The sequence below is a fragment of the Salinivibrio sp. MA440 genome (genome assembly GCF_001996265.1).
GTDB classification, from domain to species: Bacteria; Pseudomonadota; Gammaproteobacteria; order Enterobacterales; family Vibrionaceae; genus Salinivibrio; species Salinivibrio costicola.
The window spans coordinates 1-19,607 of record NZ_MUFI01000025.1; the positions used below are offsets into that span (position 1 = coordinate 1).

General features: G+C 49.4%; 11 protein-coding genes. 4 read left to right on the forward strand and 7 right to left on the reverse strand.

The window, feature by feature from the left end:
• Positions 1–268 precede the first annotated feature (268 nt).
• Both BZG80_RS09170 and BZG80_RS09175 read left to right on the forward strand, forming a co-directional pair.
• Positions 269–1,417, forward strand: a complete 1,149-nt coding sequence (locus tag BZG80_RS09170) for an efflux RND transporter periplasmic adaptor subunit (RefSeq protein WP_077661208.1) — start codon at positions 269–271, stop codon at positions 1,415–1,417.
• Positions 1,410–4,559 carry an efflux RND transporter permease subunit gene (locus BZG80_RS09175; RefSeq protein WP_077679184.1) on the forward strand — a complete coding sequence of 1,050 codons (3,150 nt, stop codon included), beginning with the start codon at positions 1,410–1,412 and terminating at the stop codon, positions 4,557–4,559. The genes BZG80_RS09170 and BZG80_RS09175 overlap by 8 nt, the downstream gene beginning before the upstream one ends.
• Here BZG80_RS09175 and BZG80_RS09180 read toward each other — a convergent pair.
• From BZG80_RS09180 to sohB, 3 genes are all read right to left on the reverse strand, one after another.
• Positions 4,556–5,479: a TIGR01212 family radical SAM protein gene (locus BZG80_RS09180; RefSeq protein ID WP_077577266.1), complete on the reverse strand. Its 924-nt coding sequence runs from the start codon at positions 5,477–5,479 to the stop codon at positions 4,556–4,558. The two genes, BZG80_RS09175 and BZG80_RS09180, sit on opposite strands and share 4 nt — an antisense overlap.
• Before the next feature lie 134 nt (positions 5,480–5,613).
• The gene (gene topA / locus BZG80_RS09185) at positions 5,614–8,244 is read right to left on the reverse strand and encodes a type I DNA topoisomerase (RefSeq protein ID WP_077669351.1); all 2,631 of its coding nucleotides are present in this window, start codon (positions 8,242–8,244) and stop codon (positions 5,614–5,616) included.
• Between the two features lie 410 nt (positions 8,245–8,654).
• Complete coding sequence (gene sohB / locus BZG80_RS09190; protein ID WP_077679185.1) at positions 8,655–9,707, reverse strand: protease SohB; 1,053 nt, start codon at positions 9,705–9,707, stop codon at positions 8,655–8,657.
• A gap of 125 nt (positions 9,708–9,832) precedes the next feature.
• On the opposite strand from sohB, the gene BZG80_RS09195 reads away from it, so the two are divergent.
• The gene (locus tag BZG80_RS09195; RefSeq protein WP_021023934.1) at positions 9,833–10,576 is read left to right on the forward strand and encodes a YciK family oxidoreductase; all 744 of its coding nucleotides are present in this window, start codon (positions 9,833–9,835) and stop codon (positions 10,574–10,576) included.
• A gap of 47 nt (positions 10,577–10,623) precedes the next feature.
• On the opposite strand, the gene BZG80_RS09200 is transcribed toward BZG80_RS09195, so the two are convergent.
• The 3 genes from BZG80_RS09200 to rluB form a co-directional block, all read right to left on the reverse strand.
• Complete coding sequence (locus tag BZG80_RS09200; RefSeq protein WP_241833889.1) at positions 10,624–12,642, reverse strand: TonB-dependent siderophore receptor; 2,019 nt, start codon at positions 12,640–12,642, stop codon at positions 10,624–10,626.
• Positions 12,643–12,838: 196 nt separating this feature from the next.
• A complete protein-coding gene (locus BZG80_RS09205; protein ID WP_077461044.1) occupies positions 12,839–13,762 on the reverse strand; it encodes an AraC family transcriptional regulator in 924 nt (307 codons plus the stop codon).
• A gap of 142 nt (positions 13,763–13,904) precedes the next feature.
• Positions 13,905–14,882 (reverse strand): 23S rRNA pseudouridine(2605) synthase RluB, encoded by a 978-nt coding sequence (gene rluB, locus BZG80_RS09210; RefSeq protein WP_021023931.1) that lies wholly within the window; start codon positions 14,880–14,882, stop codon positions 13,905–13,907.
• Positions 14,883–15,212: 330 nt separating this feature from the next.
• Here rluB and dhaR point away from each other — a divergent pair, with 330 nt between their 5' ends.
• A complete protein-coding gene (gene dhaR / locus BZG80_RS09215) occupies positions 15,213–17,138 on the forward strand; it encodes a dihydroxyacetone kinase operon transcriptional regulator DhaR (protein WP_021024316.1) in 1,926 nt (641 codons plus the stop codon).
• A gap of 66 nt (positions 17,139–17,204) precedes the next feature.
• Here the strand turns inward: dhaR and ptsP are convergent, their stop codons facing one another.
• Positions 17,205–19,607 carry a phosphoenolpyruvate--protein phosphotransferase gene (ptsP, locus tag BZG80_RS09220; RefSeq protein ID WP_077679187.1) on the reverse strand — a complete coding sequence of 801 codons (2,403 nt, stop codon included), beginning with the start codon at positions 19,605–19,607 and terminating at the stop codon, positions 17,205–17,207.

Consider the following 19,607-nt stretch of genomic DNA (forward strand, 5'->3'; position numbering starts at 1 on the left):
GATAAAAACTAACTATGTAATTATCTATTGAAAAAAAAGAACAGGTTTGCGTTTTAGCAAAAGACACATGCCGGATGAGCGAAACGAGGCGATCGGGAGGACACACTCAGTCGTAACGTGTTGAGTGCAACAAAAAATGATGAAATTCRAAAGATCAGTTAGCGTGTCATCACAGTACTGACGTTACATGATAAATTAGTTAATAGACATATAACCCGAATCGGCTGTCACACTACACATGGCGACGCACAGAAAGGACTCATCATTAATGAAAGGACTACGTTGGATTCTGCCCTTAGTGGTATTAGGGCTCGGCTACCTTGGCTATACTGCTATTGCGGCAACGGAATCAGAGACACAGGTCGATAATCCCGCTCCTCCTCCGCCGATCGTCGATACGCAGTTCATCACACCTACGCAACATCAAGTAGTCATCACGGGGCATGGTGAATTAATGCCGCTGGAAACCACGCAAATCTCCGCGCAAGTATCGGGAGAAGTCATGGATTGGCACCCGAATTTTGTCGCCGGTGGCATCGTAAAACGTGGCGACGTGCTCTTCTCTATTGAGGCGGATAATTATCAGGCGGCGGTGCTCAGTGCAGAGGCCGATCTCGCCAGCGCGCAAGCCGCTCTCATTGAAGAACAAGCGCAAGCCGCAGTGGCAAAGCGCCAAGCAAAAAGCTTGCCTCCGACACAGGTCACCGATCTCTATTTACGCAAACCACAACTATTAACAGCCAAGGCGCGGGTGAAGTCGGCCCAAGCGGCATTAAAACGCGCTCAACGCGATCTTGATAACTGTCAAGTCACTGCCCCCTATGATGCCCTAGTGGTCTCACGCGATATCGGTGTGGGTCAATATATTAGCGCAGGCACGACTGTGGGTACGATCAACAATGTTGAAGTGGCGGAAGTCCACGTACCTGTGGCTGGGTTTGACAGTGCATTTCTGCCCGAACAACTCGAAGGTATTCAGGCCTCGCTGACACGAAATGGCACATCGCCGATTCATCGCGAAGGCACCGTGGTGCGTGATTTAGGGATTGTGGAACAAAGTACACGGATGATGCGTGTGGTGGTGCGTCTTGATGACCCCTACGGTATCAGCTCGCCTAAACCAACTCTGCCCTTCGGCAGTTATGTTGAGGTGGCCTTTAACGGCACCACGTTAGACGCAGTATTTAAACTTCCCCAAGCCTTGGCAAATAATCGACAAGTTTGGGTGGTCGATGGCAAGGGCCAACTTTCATCTCGCGCCTTGAATATCGTCCGTGCCGAAGGGCAATACCTTTATGCGGACCAAGGGCTAAGTGCCAATGACCAGATTGTGACAACGCCCCCCGAGTTTCCTGAAGCGGGAATGACGGTACGCGTGGCATCGCAGGTTGCGCAGGAGAACGACGACGATGAATGAAGCCCCTACGCCACCTCGTGGTCTCATTGCGTATTTTGCACATAACCCTGTCGCGGCGAATCTGATCATGATTTTTGTATTGATCATGGGGATCGCGAGCTACTTCTTTATTCAACGTCAGATGTTCCCCAACATCGAAATTAATTATATCCATATCACTGCTGACTACCCAGGCGCCTCGCCACAAGAGGTTGAAGAGAGCATCCTCGTAAAGGTAGAAGAAGCCATTAAAGATGTCACCGGCATTGAGTCTGTAGTATCGACAGCACGCCGAGGCTTTGGCCGTGTCGAAATCGAAGTGGATGTTGGCGAAGACCTCAATGTGGTGTTGGATCGGGTGAATCAGAAAGTCGATGCCATTTCTAATCTGCCCGCGTCTATGGAGCCGCTCAATGTGTCGCAAGTTGAGTTTCGACAAACAGTGATACGCATGGCGGTGGTGGGCGACAAGCCACTGACCGAGCTAAAACCCGTCGCACAAAACATCGAAGACGAGTTACTTCAACTTAACGATGTGACATTAGTCGAGCTCAGTGCCCCTAACTACGAAATCGCCATTGAAGTTGCACCGCAACAATTAAGAAAATACGACCTCACTCTGGGTCAAGTCAGTGATGCCATAGCCCGCTATTCAGCCAACTTCTCAGCCGGTGAAGTGCGCACCGATAGCGGTATGATCGCCATTCGCGTGGAAAACCAACGCTATCGCGGCGACGAATTTCGACAGATCCCGATTAAAATTGGTCCAAATGGTAGCCGACTACGACTGCAAGATATCGCGACCATTAAAGATGGCTTTACCGAAGGTGAGCGCTATTTTAAATACTCTGGGCAAAATGCCATCTTTCTCTCGGTGAACGCGACAGCGTCGCAAAACATGGTTACCGTCGCCTCCGCAGTCAAAGATTACATCGAGACGAAAAACAACACGCTTCCAGCCGGCTTGGCGCTAAAGTCCGTGGTTGATATGACCCACTACTTAAACGCGCGCTTGGACATGATGCTCAAAAACTTGCTGCAAGGGGCAGTGCTCGTCGCGTTGTTACTGACCCTCTTTTTACGCTTTAAGCTAGCTATGTGGGTACTCGTTGGACTGCCCGTTTGTTTTCTTGGCGCGGTTATGCTGATGCCAGTGATAGGGGTCAGTATTAATATTGTGTCGTTATTTGCCTTTATTATGGTATTGGGGATCGTCGTTGATGATGCCATTGTGATAGGCGAAAGCGTTTATACCGAAGTCGAGCATAAGGGCGGTGGTGTGAATAACGTGGTTGCCGGTGCTCAACGGGTTGCAACGCCCGCTACCTTTGGGGTATTAACGACCATTGCAGTGTTTGCCCCTTTTTTGATGTCTAGTGGACCAGAGCGTGCCTTCTTCTTTGGTATCGCCGCCATTGTCATCTTGTGTCTGGTATTTAGTTTGATTGAATCCAAACTCATCCTTCCAGCACACCTTGCTCATACCCACTTTTCTACCCCTAAACCAAATAGCTTACGCCAACGCTTTAACCGCCGTTTTCAGCAATTCATTCACGGCCCTTATCGTCGTACAGTCACCCGGGCCACACACTGGCGTTGGTCTGTACTTACCGTATTCATTGCCCTATTGGCAATCAGTATTGCTTTGGTGGTGGCCAGCCACGTTCGTATGGTGCCGACGCCGAAAGTACCACATGACTTCCCCAATATTCGTTTAGAGATGAATAACAACGCATCGAGCGAACAAACCATCGCTGCCCTAAAAGCTATCGAGCGAATGGTCTACGACGTTGATAACAACACTCAAGCGGAAACCGGCCAAGCCATGATCAAAGAAACCCTGGTATTTAATGAGGGCCGAACCGCTGGGCAGCTGGTGATCCCCTTGGTGGATGATGCCGTTCGTCCCTTTACCACTTTTGAACTCTCTCGGCGCTGGCGCGATGCCATGCCTGATATTCCGGGGGTGAAAAAGCTCACCATTCAAGACGATGTCAACGGCGGAGAACAAGGTGATGAATTTGGTTACCTGTTATTCGGCCCCGATATTGATACCCTCAATGCCGCTGGGCGGGCGCTGATGTCACGCCTTAATCAGCAACCAGGGCTTTTCGATATATCCTCTTCGATGGATTCTGGCAGCCAGGAAATTCTGATCTCGCTCACTCCCGTCGCCCATGATCTGGGGCTGGATCTGACGACCATTGCCCAGCAAGTTGGGGGCAGCTTTTATGGCGGTGAAGCACAGCGATTGATCCGAGACGGTGAAGAAATCAAAGTCATGGTGCGGTATCCAAAGCGCACGCGAGAAACCTTCTCATCGCTACGCTATGCCGTGATTACGACGCCAACGGGGCAACAAGTGATGCTGGGTGATGTGGTCAACTTTGAGCAACAGCCTGGGATCAGTAGCCTTCGCCGTGAAGCAGGGTTTCGCACTGTCTACGTCTATGGCGCCATTGATGAAGAGCAAGTAGAACCCAACCAAGTGGTTGAAACGATTCGACAATCGGTAATACCTGATGTGTTGGCCGATTATCCTGAAGTCACCAGTGAGCTCAGTGGCTCGATTGAGGAGCAACAAGCTCAGCAAAGTGAGCAACTGCTGTTTTTTATCGCTGGCATGATCGTGGTCTATGCATTGCTTGCCGTACCATTAAAAAGTTACACCCAGCCATTAATCATTATGTCGGTGATCCCATTTAGTCTCACCGGCGCCATTTGGGGACATTATTGGTTTGATATCGATTTGAGCTTGATGTCGACCTTTGGCTTAATTGCCGCGGCAGGTGTGGTGGTCAACGATTCATTGGTAATGACCGATTACATCAACCGGGCTCGGCAAGCGGGCGTTGCAGTCAAACAAGCGGTGATTGACGCCGGCTGCGCGCGTTTTCGTGCCATCACTCTCACCTCCATCACCACCTTTGCCGGGGTACTGCCGATCATGTTTGAAACTAGCTTACAAGCACGGTTTGTGATCCCCATGGCAGTGGCGTTAGGCTTTGCCGTGATGTTCGCAACCTTGCTCACACTGATTCTTGTGCCTTGCTTGTACCTGATATTGCAAGATATTGGCAGAGTGTTGCAAAGACTGATGCAACGCGTCTTGCCAACGGCATCAGAGGATAAACCCGCTAGTTCAAAAGATTCAATCGGCTAGCGCCCCACAAAGGGATGGCCCAGCGCGGCCCCTTGTGCGCCTGTTTGTGTGAGTGTCTCGGCGATCGCTGTCATCGCAAGCCAGCGATTTTCACACCAGGCAGGTGCTAACAATGTGGGTGGACGTGCACTTGCCGACACCCGATGGTAAACCACCTCTGGTGGCGTTCGCTGAATCATCATCGAGGCGCTAGCGATGTAATCGTCGAACGAAATTTCCCTTTGTCGCCCAGCTCGCCACGCCTTTGCCATGGTGCTTCCTTCAACGATGTGCAGCGGATGCAACTTGATCCCATCGGTGCCCGTATTTACCACTGTATCAATCGTCTGTTGATGGGCCGTTATCTCCTCCCCTGGCAGGCCGACAATTAAATGGGTGCACACTTTGATCCCTAAGGCACGGGCCTTTGTTGCGACCTGTTGGTATACCGCGACGTTATGCCCACGATTAATGCGTTTGAGCGTTTTATCATGGCCGGTTTGTAAGCCAAGCTCTAACCACACCTCAAAGCCTTGTTGATAATAATCTGCAAGCAAATCGAGCACGGCATGCGGCACGCAATCAGGACGTGTTCCCACACATAATCCCACCATGTGTTCTTGGGCCAGTGCTTGCTCGTACAACACTTTTAAACGGGCGACTTCATCATAGGTGCTGGTATAAGCCTGAAAATACGCTAAATAACGGCGGGCACGATCCACTTCTTTGGCGCGTTGACTGAGTTGTTGACTGACCGATGCATGTTGCGCTTTTTCATCCGCAAACGAGGCCACATTACAAAACGTGCAACCGCCCCGTCCCAACGTGCCATCGCGGTTTGGGCAGCTAAAACCACCGTGTAACGTCAGTTTATGCACCCGTTCGCCATAGCGGTGCTTGAGATCTTGGCCAAGTGTATTAACTAACTGGTGCAGCTCCATGGTGCCTCGTGGCTCAATACAAAGTCGCATCTTAGCAGCACAAACCAGAGGCACTTTGGTAGAGATCAAACGTCGGTATCACGGCCGCTAAAAACGACGAAAAAAAACCCGCCGTGATGGCGGGTTGAATCTCATTAGGCTTTGGCCTTCTTCTTGCGCTTGTCAGTGACTTCCCACTGACCATCGACAAAGAAAGCTGACCAGCCGGATGGCTTACCGTCTTCTTCACTTCGCACGTAGTTTTCTTTGGTTTTACGTGCAAAACGAACCACCGTCGGTCGTCCATCAGGATCCTGTTGTGGTGCATCCGCAAGGTATTGGAATTTCTCCGAAATACGATCTCTAAAGCGATCGAGCTCTTCCACCAGCGGCGCGCGAGTTTCACGCGATTTAGGGAAGTTACTTGCCGCCATAAACAGCCCCGAGGCGCCGTCTCGCAGCACAAAATAGGCGTCCGAATTTTCGCAAGGCAGTTCAGGGAAATGCACAGGATCTTCTTTCGGTGGTGCAACATCACCGTTTTTCAAGATCTTGCGCGTATTCTTACATTCATCATTGGTGCAACCCATGTACTTCCCGAAGCGGCCATTTTTCAGCACCATATCGTTACCACATTTGTCACACTCAACGACCGGACCGTCATAGCCTTTCGGTTTAAACTCACCCTTTTCGACCACATAACCTTCACAGCTTGGGTTATTACCACAGACATGAAGCTTACGATGTTGGTCAATCAGGTATGAATCCATCGCCGTTTCGCAAATCGGACAACGTTTCATGGCACGAAGATCTGCGGTTTCAACATCCTCTTCTAGGACATTAACAATGCCGTCTTCATCCATCAGATTGATGGTGGTTTTGCAACGCTCTTTCGGCGGTAATGCATATCCTGAGCAGCCCAAAAAGACGCCAGTTGATGCAGTACGAATACCCATTTTACGGCCACATGTTGGACAATCAATATCCGTCATGACCATATTGTTCGGTTTCATCCCGCCTTCTTCTTCGTCTTGTTCCGCTTGCTCTAGCTCTGCGGTGAAGTCGGCAAAGAAGTCGTCAAGCACGCCTTTCCAATCGGCTTGACCTTCAGCGATTTTATCCAGCGACGCTTCCATCCGGGCGGTAAAGTCATAATCCATCAAGTCTGCAAAGCTCTGGGTCAGACGATCGGTGACGATCTCTCCCATTTTCTCTGCGTAGAAACGACGATTTTCGACGCGCACATAACCACGATCTTGAATGGTCGAAATGATCGACGCATACGTGGACGGACGGCCAATACCCGCTTTTTCCAGCTCTTTAACCAAAGCCGCTTCCGTGAATCGCGCCGGTGGCTTAGTGAAGTGCTGTTTCGGATCAAGCTGACTCAACGTCAGTGATTGTCCCACTTCCACCGCAGGCAAGATTTGATCTTCGTTTTTACCCGTCGGGCGCTGTACGCGCGTCCAACCATCGAAACGTAAAATCCGCCCTTTTGCTTTCAAAGAGAACTCACCGGCCTCTACGGTCAATGTGGTGGAGTCGTACTTAGCCGGTACCATTTGACACGCCACGAACTGACGCCATATCAGGTCGTACAGTCGATGCGCATCAGGATCCATACCTTGCAAATCGCTCGCCGTCACGCCAACATCCGATGGACGGATCGCTTCGTGGGCTTCTTGCGCATTGGCTTTTGCCCCGTAGACGTTCGCCGACTCAGGTAAATATTGTTCACCGTATTCGCTGGCAATATGTCCCCGCGCTGCGTCCACCGCCTCTTTGCTAAGGTTGGTCGAATCGGTACGCATATAGGTGATGTAACCCGCCTCATAAAGACGCTGCGCTAACATCATGGTTTTCTTCACCCCAAAGCCTAACCGCGTACTGGCGGCTTGCTGAAGTGTTGAGGTGATATAGGGCGCAGATGGCTTACTGGTTGAGGGGCGATCTTCACGATCACGTACCACGTAGCTCGCGTTTTCCAACGCGGCCACCGCGGCCATCGCCTCATCGCTGTTTTTCGGCTTAAAGGCTTTTCCATTTTGCTGTGCAACGAGCAATCGAAGCGCCTGCTCGTTAGGAGTGAGCGTGTCCGCATGCACATCCCAAAACTCTTCAGGAATAAACGCTTTAATTTGATGCTCGCGTTCGACCAACAATTTCACCGCGACCGATTGCACACGCCCTGCCGACAAACCGCGTGCCACTTTTTTCCAAAGCAGCGGTGACACCATAAAGCCCACCACACGGTCGAGAAAGCGCCTGGCTTGCTGTGCATTGACGCCATCAATGTTGACGTCTCCCGGCGCTTCAAACGCCTGGGTAATGGCATTTTTGGTGATCTCGTTAAACACAACACGCTTAAAACGATCTTCATCGCCACCGATCAGCTCTCGCAGGTGCCAAGCTATGGCTTCCCCTTCGCGGTCCAAATCCGTTGCGAGATAAACATGGTCAGCTTGCTCGGCCAGTGATTTGAGTTCGGCAACGACTTTTTCCTTGCCCGGCAGCACTTGATATTTCGCCTGCCAACCGTTGTAAGGATCGACGCCCATCTTATTGATGAGCGCCTTCTTTTCTTTTTGTTTCTTAATTTGCGCTTTTTCTTCGGCGCTGAGCCCTTTCGTAGACACAGGTGCAGCTTTTTTACCGCCCTGGGTCGCTCCAGTAGGCAGATCACGCACATGCCCGACACTCGACTTCACAATGAAATCTTTGCCGAGATATTTGTTGATCGTTTTCGCCTTTGCAGGGGACTCCACGATAACGAGAGATTTGCCCATAATGACCTAATTGACGCCCTTTGCGCTAAAACTGTCGAAAATTCGTTGCGTTGCACTCCGATATTGGAATGCCGCTATCTGTTTTACAATATTGAGCGAGTCTAGCCGAATATCAACTAAATTCGCAGTAAAACACGCTGATTGCTCGTACCTTCCACAATTGTTAACCAATTGTGATAGTAGTGTATCGGTTATTCGCTATGCCACTTTTCGGCAAAAAGCGCGCTAATCATTACCATTGCCGCCTGTAAAATAGCTAAGTGGATACGGTAATTTTTGGCTTGGCTCACATTATTCTTGATATTTATCCCATCATAGCGTGATTTCGCCAAGCCAAAGGCATGCCAGCAGTCAATACGACGATGCCCTATTTTATGCGCAATATACCGATATCATGCACGCGCGTTTGCTTACACCAGCGGACGCTGGCCTCGGCTAATCCATTTAAGCAACACACGATCGGCCACCTCAGCGGAGGTTCCTGCTAATTTCTCAGCGATATTTTTGCGCTGCTGATAAGAGACCGATAGCACTTTACGATCCTTGTTGGCTGCCTCAAAAAGATACTCGTCGCTAGTACAGACTTGATCAATCAAGCCAAGTTCTAATGCTTGGTTGCCAAACCAGTGCTCGCCGGTTGCGACCTCATCAACATTTAACGAAGGACGGTGCTCGGTGATAAACGCTTTGAATAGACCATGCGTTTCTTCCAACTCGGTTTTGAATTTTTCACGCGCTTTGTCGGTATTTTCACCAAACATGGTCAAGGTACGTTTAAACTCCCCTGCCGTCAGCTGCTCAAACTCAATATCGTTTTTCTTGAGCAACTTATTAAAGTTAGGGAGCTGGGCAATCACACCAATCGAACCAATGATTGCGAAAGGCGCAGCGATCAGCTTATCGGCCACACATGCCATCATATAGCCACCGCTAGCCGCGACTTTGTCAACCGCGACAGTCAGCGGTACGCCGGCTTTACGAACGCGTGCCAGTTGCGAGGCGGCTAACCCATAGCCGTGCACCATGCCGCCGCCACTTTCCAGTTTAACCAAGACTTCATCTTGTTCGGTCGCTACCGACAAAATGGCGGTCACTTCCTCACGCAATGCCTCGACTTCGCGGGCATCAATACTGCCTTTAAAAGTCAGAACAAAAAGTTGCGGATCGCGCTGTGTTGGCTGCGCCGTTTGCTTCTTCGCTGCGGCCTTTTGTGCCTTTTCTTCTTTCTTTTTCGCCTTTTTCTCGTCTTTATCGCGCGCTTTTAACGATGACTCATTGTAAAGATGATGTTCGAGCGACTGCCGGTAGGTCTTAAAGCTATCGGTTAAATCGGTAAGCTTCAGGCTGCCTTTCTGTCCGCCTTTATCATTCGAAGCGCGTAGCAGTGCCACTAACACCACCGCTGCCATTAAAAAGGTGACGACTTTCGCTAAAAAAAGCCCATAATCCGCAATGAATTCCAATGTTGTATCCTCTTTTTATCTCTGAGTTTGCAATGCCTCAGCCCAGTGCATCACGCACTTGGTTGTCACACATTACCCGCAACCTTACAATAATCTACGTTTAACAATAAATAAGGATTTGTACTGTGGACTATCAAGTAACCTCCGACGCGCTTCAAGGGCGTGTGATTTTGGTCACCGGCGCCGGCGCTGGTATTGGTCGTCAAGCGGCACTGAGCTATGCCGAAAAAGGCGCGACGGTGATTTTGCTCGGCCGCACCGTGAAAAAACTTGAAGCTGTGTACGATGAAATTACTGCCACGGGCGCACCACAACCTGCCATTATTCCCTTAGACATGCTGGGGGCAACCCGGCAGCATTATCTCGACATGGCGGATACCATTGACCAGCAATTTGGTCGTTTAGACGGAGTACTCCATAATGCTGGCCTACTTGGCGTGCTAAGCCCTTTCGATCAAATCGATGAAAAATCGCATGACGATGTGATGCAAGTGAACGTCAAAGCCACCATGTTGATGACACAAGCCTTGCTGCCACTGCTGAAAAAGTCTGATGATGCGCGCGTGGTGTTTACCACGTCTACCGTGGGTCATCAAGGCCGTGCTTACTGGGGCAGCTACGCGATTTCTAAGTTCGCCACGGAAGGAATGATGCAAGTACTGGCCGATGAAATGTCAGACACCAAGGTACGAGTGAACGCGATTAATCCAGGTGGCACGCGAACTAGCATGCGCGCCAGCGCCTTCCCAGGCGAGGATCCCGACACATTAAAAACGCCACTCGATATTATTCCGCTCTACGTCTACCTCATGGCCCCGGAAGGTGTTGAAGTGCATGGCCAGTGCATTGATGCGCAACCCAAACGATAAACAAAAACGCCCCCATTGACGGGGGCGTTGTTTTTCACAAACGCGGTTTAAAAATCAAAGGTAATTTTTGCTTTTACATTCCGCTCATCACCATACCAACAGTTCAGCTCGTCGAAGCAGCTATAGGTCGTTTTATCCAGCAGGTTCGTTGCAGATAGTGACAATTTCGCTCCTGATAGCGACGTATCTAGCCGAGCAAGATCATAGTTTAGAGCGGTATCAAACAGGGTATAATCAGGCACTTTAAAGGTATTGTTCGCGTTACCCTGTGACTCGCCCACATAACGCGCCCCCACGCTCACTTCTAATCCGGAGGTTAACTGATGGTTCACCCAAGCACTGGCCGTTTGCTCGGGCACCCAAACCGGTGTCTTGTCTTCAAGGTTAGGATCGTCGGTGATCTTCATATCAATATAGCTATAGGTTAAGGCCACATTGGTATCTAGGCTCAGCGCATGATTCAGTTCAATTTCTACGCCTCGCGAACGGATTTCACCCGTTTGAATTTTGGCGTAAGAATCATTGGGATCGTTGACCAAGGCATCTTGCTTAGTCAGCTCAAATAACGCCAAGTTGAGCCCTGTCGTCCCATCCAACGATAAATACTTCAGGCCTGCTTCCCACTGCTCGCCCTTCGATGGATCAAAGACATTACCTCGATTATCCATGTCTGTCGGCTCAAAGCTCTCGGAGTAACTGAGATAAGGGGAAATACCGTTATCAAATTGGTACATGGCTCCGGCGCGAAACGCCAAATTGTAGTGGCGAATGTTCTTATCAGAGGTACTCGGTGACCCAGCAAACAATGTTTGCTGATTATCTTTTAACTCATATTCATCGTATCGCGCGCCAGCGAGAAAGACCCATTGATTCCAAAGGATCTGATCTTGGGCGTAGAGTCCGGTCTGCGTGACCTCAATGTCATGCTGATCCTGATAAACGAAGCTAAGTGAACTTGGGTCCACCTGGTTATTATTGGGCTCAAAGATATCAATAGCCGGCACCACACCTGCAAGGGTATCGTCATAGCCAACATTGGACGACATGTTTTGATAATCCAAGCCAAACAAGGTGTAATGTTGCGCTGCCCCCCAGCGCAAATCGCCAGAAAGCTGAGTATCAACCACCCACGATTCCATGGTTTCATCTGTCAGGTATGCATTACGCGGATAGTGTCTGCCATCACTGCTTTTTTGATGGTACATGTTCTTTTGCAGTAAATCGGCATCGGTGTATCGTGCGGTGTGCAGTAGTGACCAATCAGAAGCGAGTTGGTGTTGCACTTTATAGCCCAGCATTAAAAACTCTCGGTCGTAGGTATTCCAGTTGTTGTCACCGGAAAAACTGTCACTCGAAAGGCTGCCTTGGTCACTGTGCAGCACTGAGCCTTTTGCTGGTAGCGATGTATAAATGCCCGCAGCCGGATCCGCTTGATAATATAGATTAAAATTCACTAAGGTATCTTGCGAAATACGCCAATCTAGCGACGGAGCCACGACATAACGCTCTTCTTCTGAATGCCCGGCTTGCCCGTCTTTTTTCCGTGCCAGCGCCACCATCCGATAGGCCAACGAGGTATCTTGAATCGCTCCGGTGCTGTCGACTGATATTTCTCGCAGCGCCTCTGTATCAGTACTGACGCCAACCCGATGCGCGGCTTCACGCTGTGGCGTTTTCGCGATCATATTCACCATGCCACCCGGTGGGATATTTCCGTACAACACGGATGTAGGCCCTTTAAAAACCTCGACTTGCTCAATCGCGATCGGATCAATTTGTGGCTGTAAATTCCAGGTGTTGTAAGGGATCGCTAACCCGTCGTAAAAATTTTGATAGTTGATAAAACCACGAATATTGAAAAGGTCGAGACGGGTCACGGCCCCACCGCGAAGTTCGGTATTTACGCCCGGGGTGTAGCGGACGGCTTCGCTTAATGAACTTGCTTGGCGCTGCTCCAAAGTGTCGCGGTTAATCACTGTGACCGCTTGTGGTGTCTCTTCGGGTGCCAATACCGTTTTGGTGGCGGTATTGCGGTACGTGTCACCTAGGACTTGTATGGTTTCCATGTTGGCTTCTTGGGGAGCAGAGTAAGCCGACACAGTTACCACGCTGCTAATCACAGCTAAGGTCAACGGCGACAATCGCCCAATAGCCTGCCGTGGGCACGAAAAACCTGTATGCATCATGATTTCCTCTAATGACGAACCAATAAATCTAAAACGGAATCATTCGTATTTTATGGATACATAGAGGAAATACTGTTCATTTTGGTGCACGATGCACGGGATCGATAGCACGATGCACGGGATTGAGTGGCACCCAATATGTCATTACTGCGCTATTCGAGTGGGGCTGGTAACCACTGGGGTAGATTTCAAGCTCTATACCATCGGTGCATTGATAGCCAGAGTCTGGTAGCCAAGCGTAAATAAACGCCTGCAATGTATCAGGGAGCCCGCTCACCGGCCCGGAGTGCGTGATAACGGCATAGGTCGTTTCCGGAATGATCCAGCTTGTGGTGTCATGTTGAAAGCCTGCTAATGCCTGTTGTCCCGCAAGGTATGGCAACGGTGATTGCAGTGTATCCGCGCTAGCTACATCAATGGCACCGATACTTGGCTGGTTTAGATCAATCACGCCGCGCGCATAGGCTCGCTGCCAAAGCGCTGGCACAACATCATTAAAATCAGGCTCTGGCGCAAATAATCCCAATATCGGTGCAACGTCTCCCGCGATTGTGGCTTGAGGTCGCGTTTTAATCTGCACAGATAACCACAGAGGTTGTGGTGTGGTTAAAGTGGTAATTTGTAACGGTGTACGAATACCATCCATAATGCCTCGTCGACGATATTCTCGAGGCGTCATATTATATTGCTGTCGAAATGCGCGGGAAAAATTAGCCTCAGAGGTAAACCCACAGGATAAGGCAATATCAATGATACGACGTTGGCCAGTCAGTAACTGCTTAGCGGCATCACTCAATTTAAGCTCCCGCACGTAGTGCGCAACACTCATCCCCGTTTGCTCAGAGAACACGCGCTGCAGTTGCCAACGAGACCAGCAACTTTTTGCTGCAAGTTCACTAACCAATAGTGGCTGATCTAAATGGGTATGGATGTAGGCTAATACACGTTCAATCCGATTCAAACGGGTGGCAGCTTGATAAGGCTCAGCAGCGATCGTCATTATTTCCGTATATCGATAGTTCTATAAATTGAGCTGACAATAACACAAACAATAATCGTTATCATGTATACCCTTCTCTTCTCTCTTGAATAAAAAAACCCGACACAAGGCCGGGTTTTCATTCATTAATGCTGAAAGCGTTTTATTTACGCGTCCGAGGCTTTCCTTTCCCTCTTGGCGCGCCAGGGCGTGGGCTACCTTTTTTGGGTCCCGACCCTTTTGGTCCTGCTGCCGGGGCATTACCACGGCGAGCTTGACGGGCTTTCTTTGGCTTATCGTTCGAGTCGATACGCTCTTCATAGCGGCGCACTGCTCGACGAATTTTCTGACGCGACTTTTTACGCTTTTGGTCTTCTGGCGTGATCACTGTTTGCGATTCAGGCTTCATTTCCACCATCTCGCGCAAATAGTTAACTTCTTTAAGTTCCATCTCGCGCCAACCACCACGTGGCAGGTCTTTCTCAAGATAAATGTCACCGTAACGCACTCGCTTCAAGCGGCTCACAGTCACACCTTGAGTTTCCCAAAGGCGACGCACTTCGCGGTTACGCCCTTCGGTGATCACAACATAAAAGGTGTGGTTCATCCCTTCGCCACCCGCGTAAACCACGTCCTCAAAGCGGGCAACACCGTCTTCAAGCTCGACACCGGCCACCACGTTGCGCACCATGTCTTCGTTCACATCACCAAAAACGCGCACCATATATTCACGCTGCACTTGGCGGCTTGGATGCATCAAGCGGTTTGCCAGTTCACCGTCAGTGGTAAACAGCATGAGACCGGACGTGTTGGCGTCCAAGCGGCCAACAGCGACCCAGCGGGCATCTTTGAGCTTTGGCAACCGGTCGAACACGGTACGACGACCTTCTGGGTCGCTACGCGTACATAGTTCGCCCTCTGGCTTGTTGTAAGCCAGCACGCGACATACTGACTCAGAAGGCGCATTGAGCGGCACTGCATGGCCATCGACACGCACCAGCGCACTCGGATCGTCAAGACGGTCGCCCAGCTTGGCCACCACACCATTGACACTCACTCGGCCGGCTTGGATATAGCTTTCCATTTCGCGGCGTGACCCCGTGCCAGCACGCGCTAGCACCTTCTGTAATTTTTCGCTCATGTTTGTCTTACCTTACTGTCGCCTTCACAGGCGTCAAAAACGGAATAACTCTACGTTATGGCTGGTTATAATACGCCCCTAGTAAAACTTGTTGAAACATCTCCAACAAGATAAAGCGCGGCGCTATAACAGGTGCCTAATGATACACGACCGCATCACGCACGCATAGAAAAATACACCCTGACCACTGGATAAAACGGTCAGTTTTTATACGTCTTTTATCTCGCTCATTTCGTCTCTCTGTGCTGAGGCGTGAAAGTTCTCACAGCTGCTGGGCTAAAGTACCTGTAACATGCCGACAGTCCATAACTTGTGCTAGAGCGGTATAGCATGCTTTCGATCGAAGACAATAAAACCAAATGGGACTTTTTCCAAAAACACCACTGGGTGTCTCATGAATTCTCACGTACCCCCGTACTTAAGTCGTGGGAGCGGTGTATAAAGCAATGTAATCCCTACACTTGGTCAAAACCACACATTGCCTCTGGTTTTACCTTATCGTCTTTGATGAAGCGCAACGAGCATCTTATCGAATGTGCCACCACAGTGCTTGAAGATACTTACGATATGTTAGGCGAAGAAAATTTGCTATTGATTGTGACTGACAACAATGGCTGCATTCTTTCTCTCGTCGGGCATGACGTAATAAAGCAGGAGATGAACGAGCTTGGTATAAAACACGGTTGCTTTCTTTCTGAAGGGAAGATTGGTACCAATGCAGTCAATCTCTGTATCAACACCCATATGCCTTGTGAAGTATTTGCCGCAGAACACTTTAATCGTCACTTACATCCTTATGCCTCCGTGGCAGCACCTGTTTTCGATCAATTTGGCAAGCTACGTGGGACAACGTGTTTGATCAAAAACGCAGAACACTACCAGAAAGAGAGCTTAGTCATCATCGCGTCAAGTGCGAGAGAAATCAGTTTGCAGATACATATTCATTCTGAACAAGAGAATATTAACCGTCTTTCCTGCGCGCACAACGCCACACTAGAGTCCATGGATGATGGTCTCCTGGCATGGGATGAAGACAATCACATCACCATGGTTAACCATCAATCTGAGCGGTTACTGAATATCGAGGCAAGCGATGTCTTAGAAAAAGATGTGTTCTGTGTTTTTCGTTTCCCTCCCAATGTACTCAACAGTATTGAATCTGGTACAACAATTAAGCGTAAATTGACCACAATAGAAGTCGGCGGCGAGTTTGTTGAAGCGATTATCACGCTGCGTGCGCTCAATGACGGCACCCATTTACTGTTCTTGCACCCCATCGATAAAATTCGCGAACTAGCTCAACAGCAAATCGGAGGCAGTGCACGATATACATTCAATACGTTGCCTGTTATTTCACGCAAGATGAAACACGTGATTACCATGGCCAAGCGGGCGATAAAATCGAATTCACCGATCTTCATTACTGGAGAGGAAGGTGTGGGAAAAGCGACGTTAGCCATGGCGATTCATAATGAGAGTAGCTATAAAGATGGGCCATTCATTACGCTCAACTGCCGCTCGATCAATACGGAACAACTGGTGAAAGAGACCTTGGGCTATGATGAAGGACAGGGCATGCCTTCTAAGTTTGAGTTAGCTCACGGCGGAACTCTGTTTTTAGAAAAAGTGGAATACCTATCGCCAGACCTACAAGCCGTGTTACTAAAGTTATTAAAGACAGGCTTGGTAAGCCGTAGCGACAGCTTGCGATTGATCCCAGTAGACTTTCAACTCATTACCAGTACGACCGCAGAAATCAGCGAATATGTTACACAGCGCTCATTTGGTCGCCAACTCTACTATGAGTTATCCTCAAACGAACTCCCTATTTCGCCACTAAGAAAACGCAGAGAAGACATCGAACATCTTGTCCAGCAGCTTGTTAGCCATTACGAGCGTCGCCACAATGTAACCCTCTCGATAGAACAAGTGGCATTGGAAGCGTTAATGAATTTTCGTTGGCCAGGAAATAACTCCGAGTTAAGAAACCGAATTGAGCGCATCTTGCTTAATCGAGGTTCAAACTTGATCAAACTGAGTGATATTCCTGAGGACATAAAATTGAACGCCCATCATCGTACAGATAATACGCCGATCATAACCCTAGAAGAAGCCGAGAAAAGAGCCATTGTTCAGGCTTGGAATCAGTGTAATGGGAAAATGAACGAGATGGCCAAAGCACTGCAAATTGGACGCACGACACTATGGCGAAAAATCAAAAAATTTGGCTTACATGAACAGATGGAGTGGTACTAACGAGTCATATTAAAAAAGTCATATAAAAAAACCGGCGTTGAACGCCGGTTTATACGTAGAGGAACGCTATGCCTGCAAAGACAGTTGGCGAATCTGAGCTTTGAGTCCAGGCAGCAGGCTAGCGCTAGCGCTGAACTTACGAAGACCAATACCAAGTAACATCTGTGTTGCGTTCGGATCACCCGCCATTTCGCCACACATGCTCACGGGAATACCAGCACGCTCACCGGCAGCACACGTCAATTCAATGGCTTTTAACACCGACGGTTCAAAGTAATTCACAAGCTCTGCGACTGCCGTATTGCCGCGATCTGCCGCCATAACATATTGCGTCAGATCATTGGTACCAATAGAAAAAAAGTCAACTTCTTGCGCCAACGCATCCGCATTTAGGACAGCAGCGGGTACTTCTATCATAATACCGACAGGAAGCTTACTTGCATCCACCCCTAATTGCTGAGCTTGATGCGCCAACAATGCTTTCACTTTTTTTACTTCTTCAACCTGCGCGACCATAGGTATCATCAGTTGAATATTCGGCTGTACCTGAAACGCCTTTAAAATCGCGCGCAGTTGCGTGTTAAATAAAGCTTCATGCTTGAGGCACAAACGTACCCCTCTCAAGCCTAAAAAAGGATTATCTTCCTCAGGCATAGGATAAGCCGCTAGAGGTTTATCCCCTCCCACATCGAGACTACGAATGGTGAGTGGTTTATCGCCGAGCGCAGCGGCAATGTCTCGATAAACTTGGTATTGTTCATCTTCAGTCGGTAAGGCTTCACTGTCTTGGAATAGAAACTCGGTACGAAATAGACCAACACCTTCTGCCCCCGATGTTAACGCATTTTCCAAATCATTCGGTCCACCAATATTCGCTAAAACGGGAATAGCGATACCATCGCGAGTCATCGCCACTTGCTGTGCGCTCGCTAGCGCACTTTTTCGCGCGTTTTGCCATTCAATTTTCTGTGCGTCTAGCGCCTGCTGTATCTCATCTGACGGCGCAAACCATAAGTGCCCTTTGAAGCCATCAAGCGTCACCATTTGACCTGACCGAACGGCATCGAGACACCCTTGCGCTTTTACCATCGCGGGGATCCCCATCGCGCGAGCAAGTATCGCACTATGGGACGTTTTACCACCTTCACTTAAACAAATACCGAGCACTTTTTCTTTATCTAATCCAGCCACATCCGAGGGCATAAGGTCATGGGCCAATAAAATACTTGGCTCCTGAATCTCAATGGCCTGAGGCTTGGCACCTGTCATTTCAATCATCACTTGGCGGGCAATATCATGTACATCAGCTTCACGTTCGCGCATGTATAGCGTCTCAGCATGACGATATTCTTCCGCCAGCGCGTGAAGGGTTTCTAGCCAAGCTTGCTCGGCAATCATGCCTGACTGAATATGCGATTCGACCGATTGCCACAATTCAGGGTCACTTAACATCATGCTATGCGCCGAAAATATGTCTCCTTTCGCTTGCTTTGCTTGACGTTGTAAACGTTGAACAACACACTCTATCGCTTGCTTAACATGCGTAATTTCATCGGTTTTATGACCAAAGGGACGATCGGGTACGGAGGGCATATCACTGGTAAAAAGAACAACGGGCGCCGTTACAATACCTTCATTCACGCTAATCCCCGTGATCGCACCTTCAATGGTTTGCGCATTCACCTCATACTGTAATGCATCAACTTCATCGCTTTGATGTTCGAGAGCGCCATCATCAACGGCCTGTTTTTCGCCAAAGTGATCATGTGCGAGAGCTTTAAATGCTGCTATCGCATCCACGGCTTGGGAACCAAGGGCATGTATGGTTATGGTCTCATTGCAACGGACACCAAGCTTCGCAATACTATTGAGACTTTTTGCATTGACCTGTCGGTCGCCCTTTTGTAGCCAGAGTTGACAGTCAAAATGCGCCAGTGCGCCAACAATGGCGGCGGCTGGCCGAGCATGTAATCCATGCGGATTTTGCACGACCCAGTCGTATGTCAGCGCTTCTTTGTCCTGCGTCGCCGTTTGCGCGGGTTCCGCATTTGTTGATGGCTGATCACCTAGATGCGCTTGTTTTACACCCAAGGCATTCTGCGCTTCCTCAACCACGGTTGCCAACGGTAACCCTGCCGCTGCTGCCACCGATGCCGCCATCGTCCCTTCGACGATGGGCGCTGATATTAACGTCACACTTTCCTTTATTTGATCATCAAGGAGATCTAGCGCCATTTCTGCACTCAGCAATGCGCTTCCGAGATCCATCAAGACAATAACGCCTTTTTCATCATTCACCCGCTCTATCGCTTCCATGACAGCAATGGTATCGGTACCTATCGGGTTTTCAGGATCATCAACACCTGCAGCAATGGCGATATTCGCTTTGCCTTGGGTCATTTGGGTCGCTAATTCAGCGACCCCCTCAGCAAGGCGACGACTATGAGAGACAACAACAATTCCCACCAT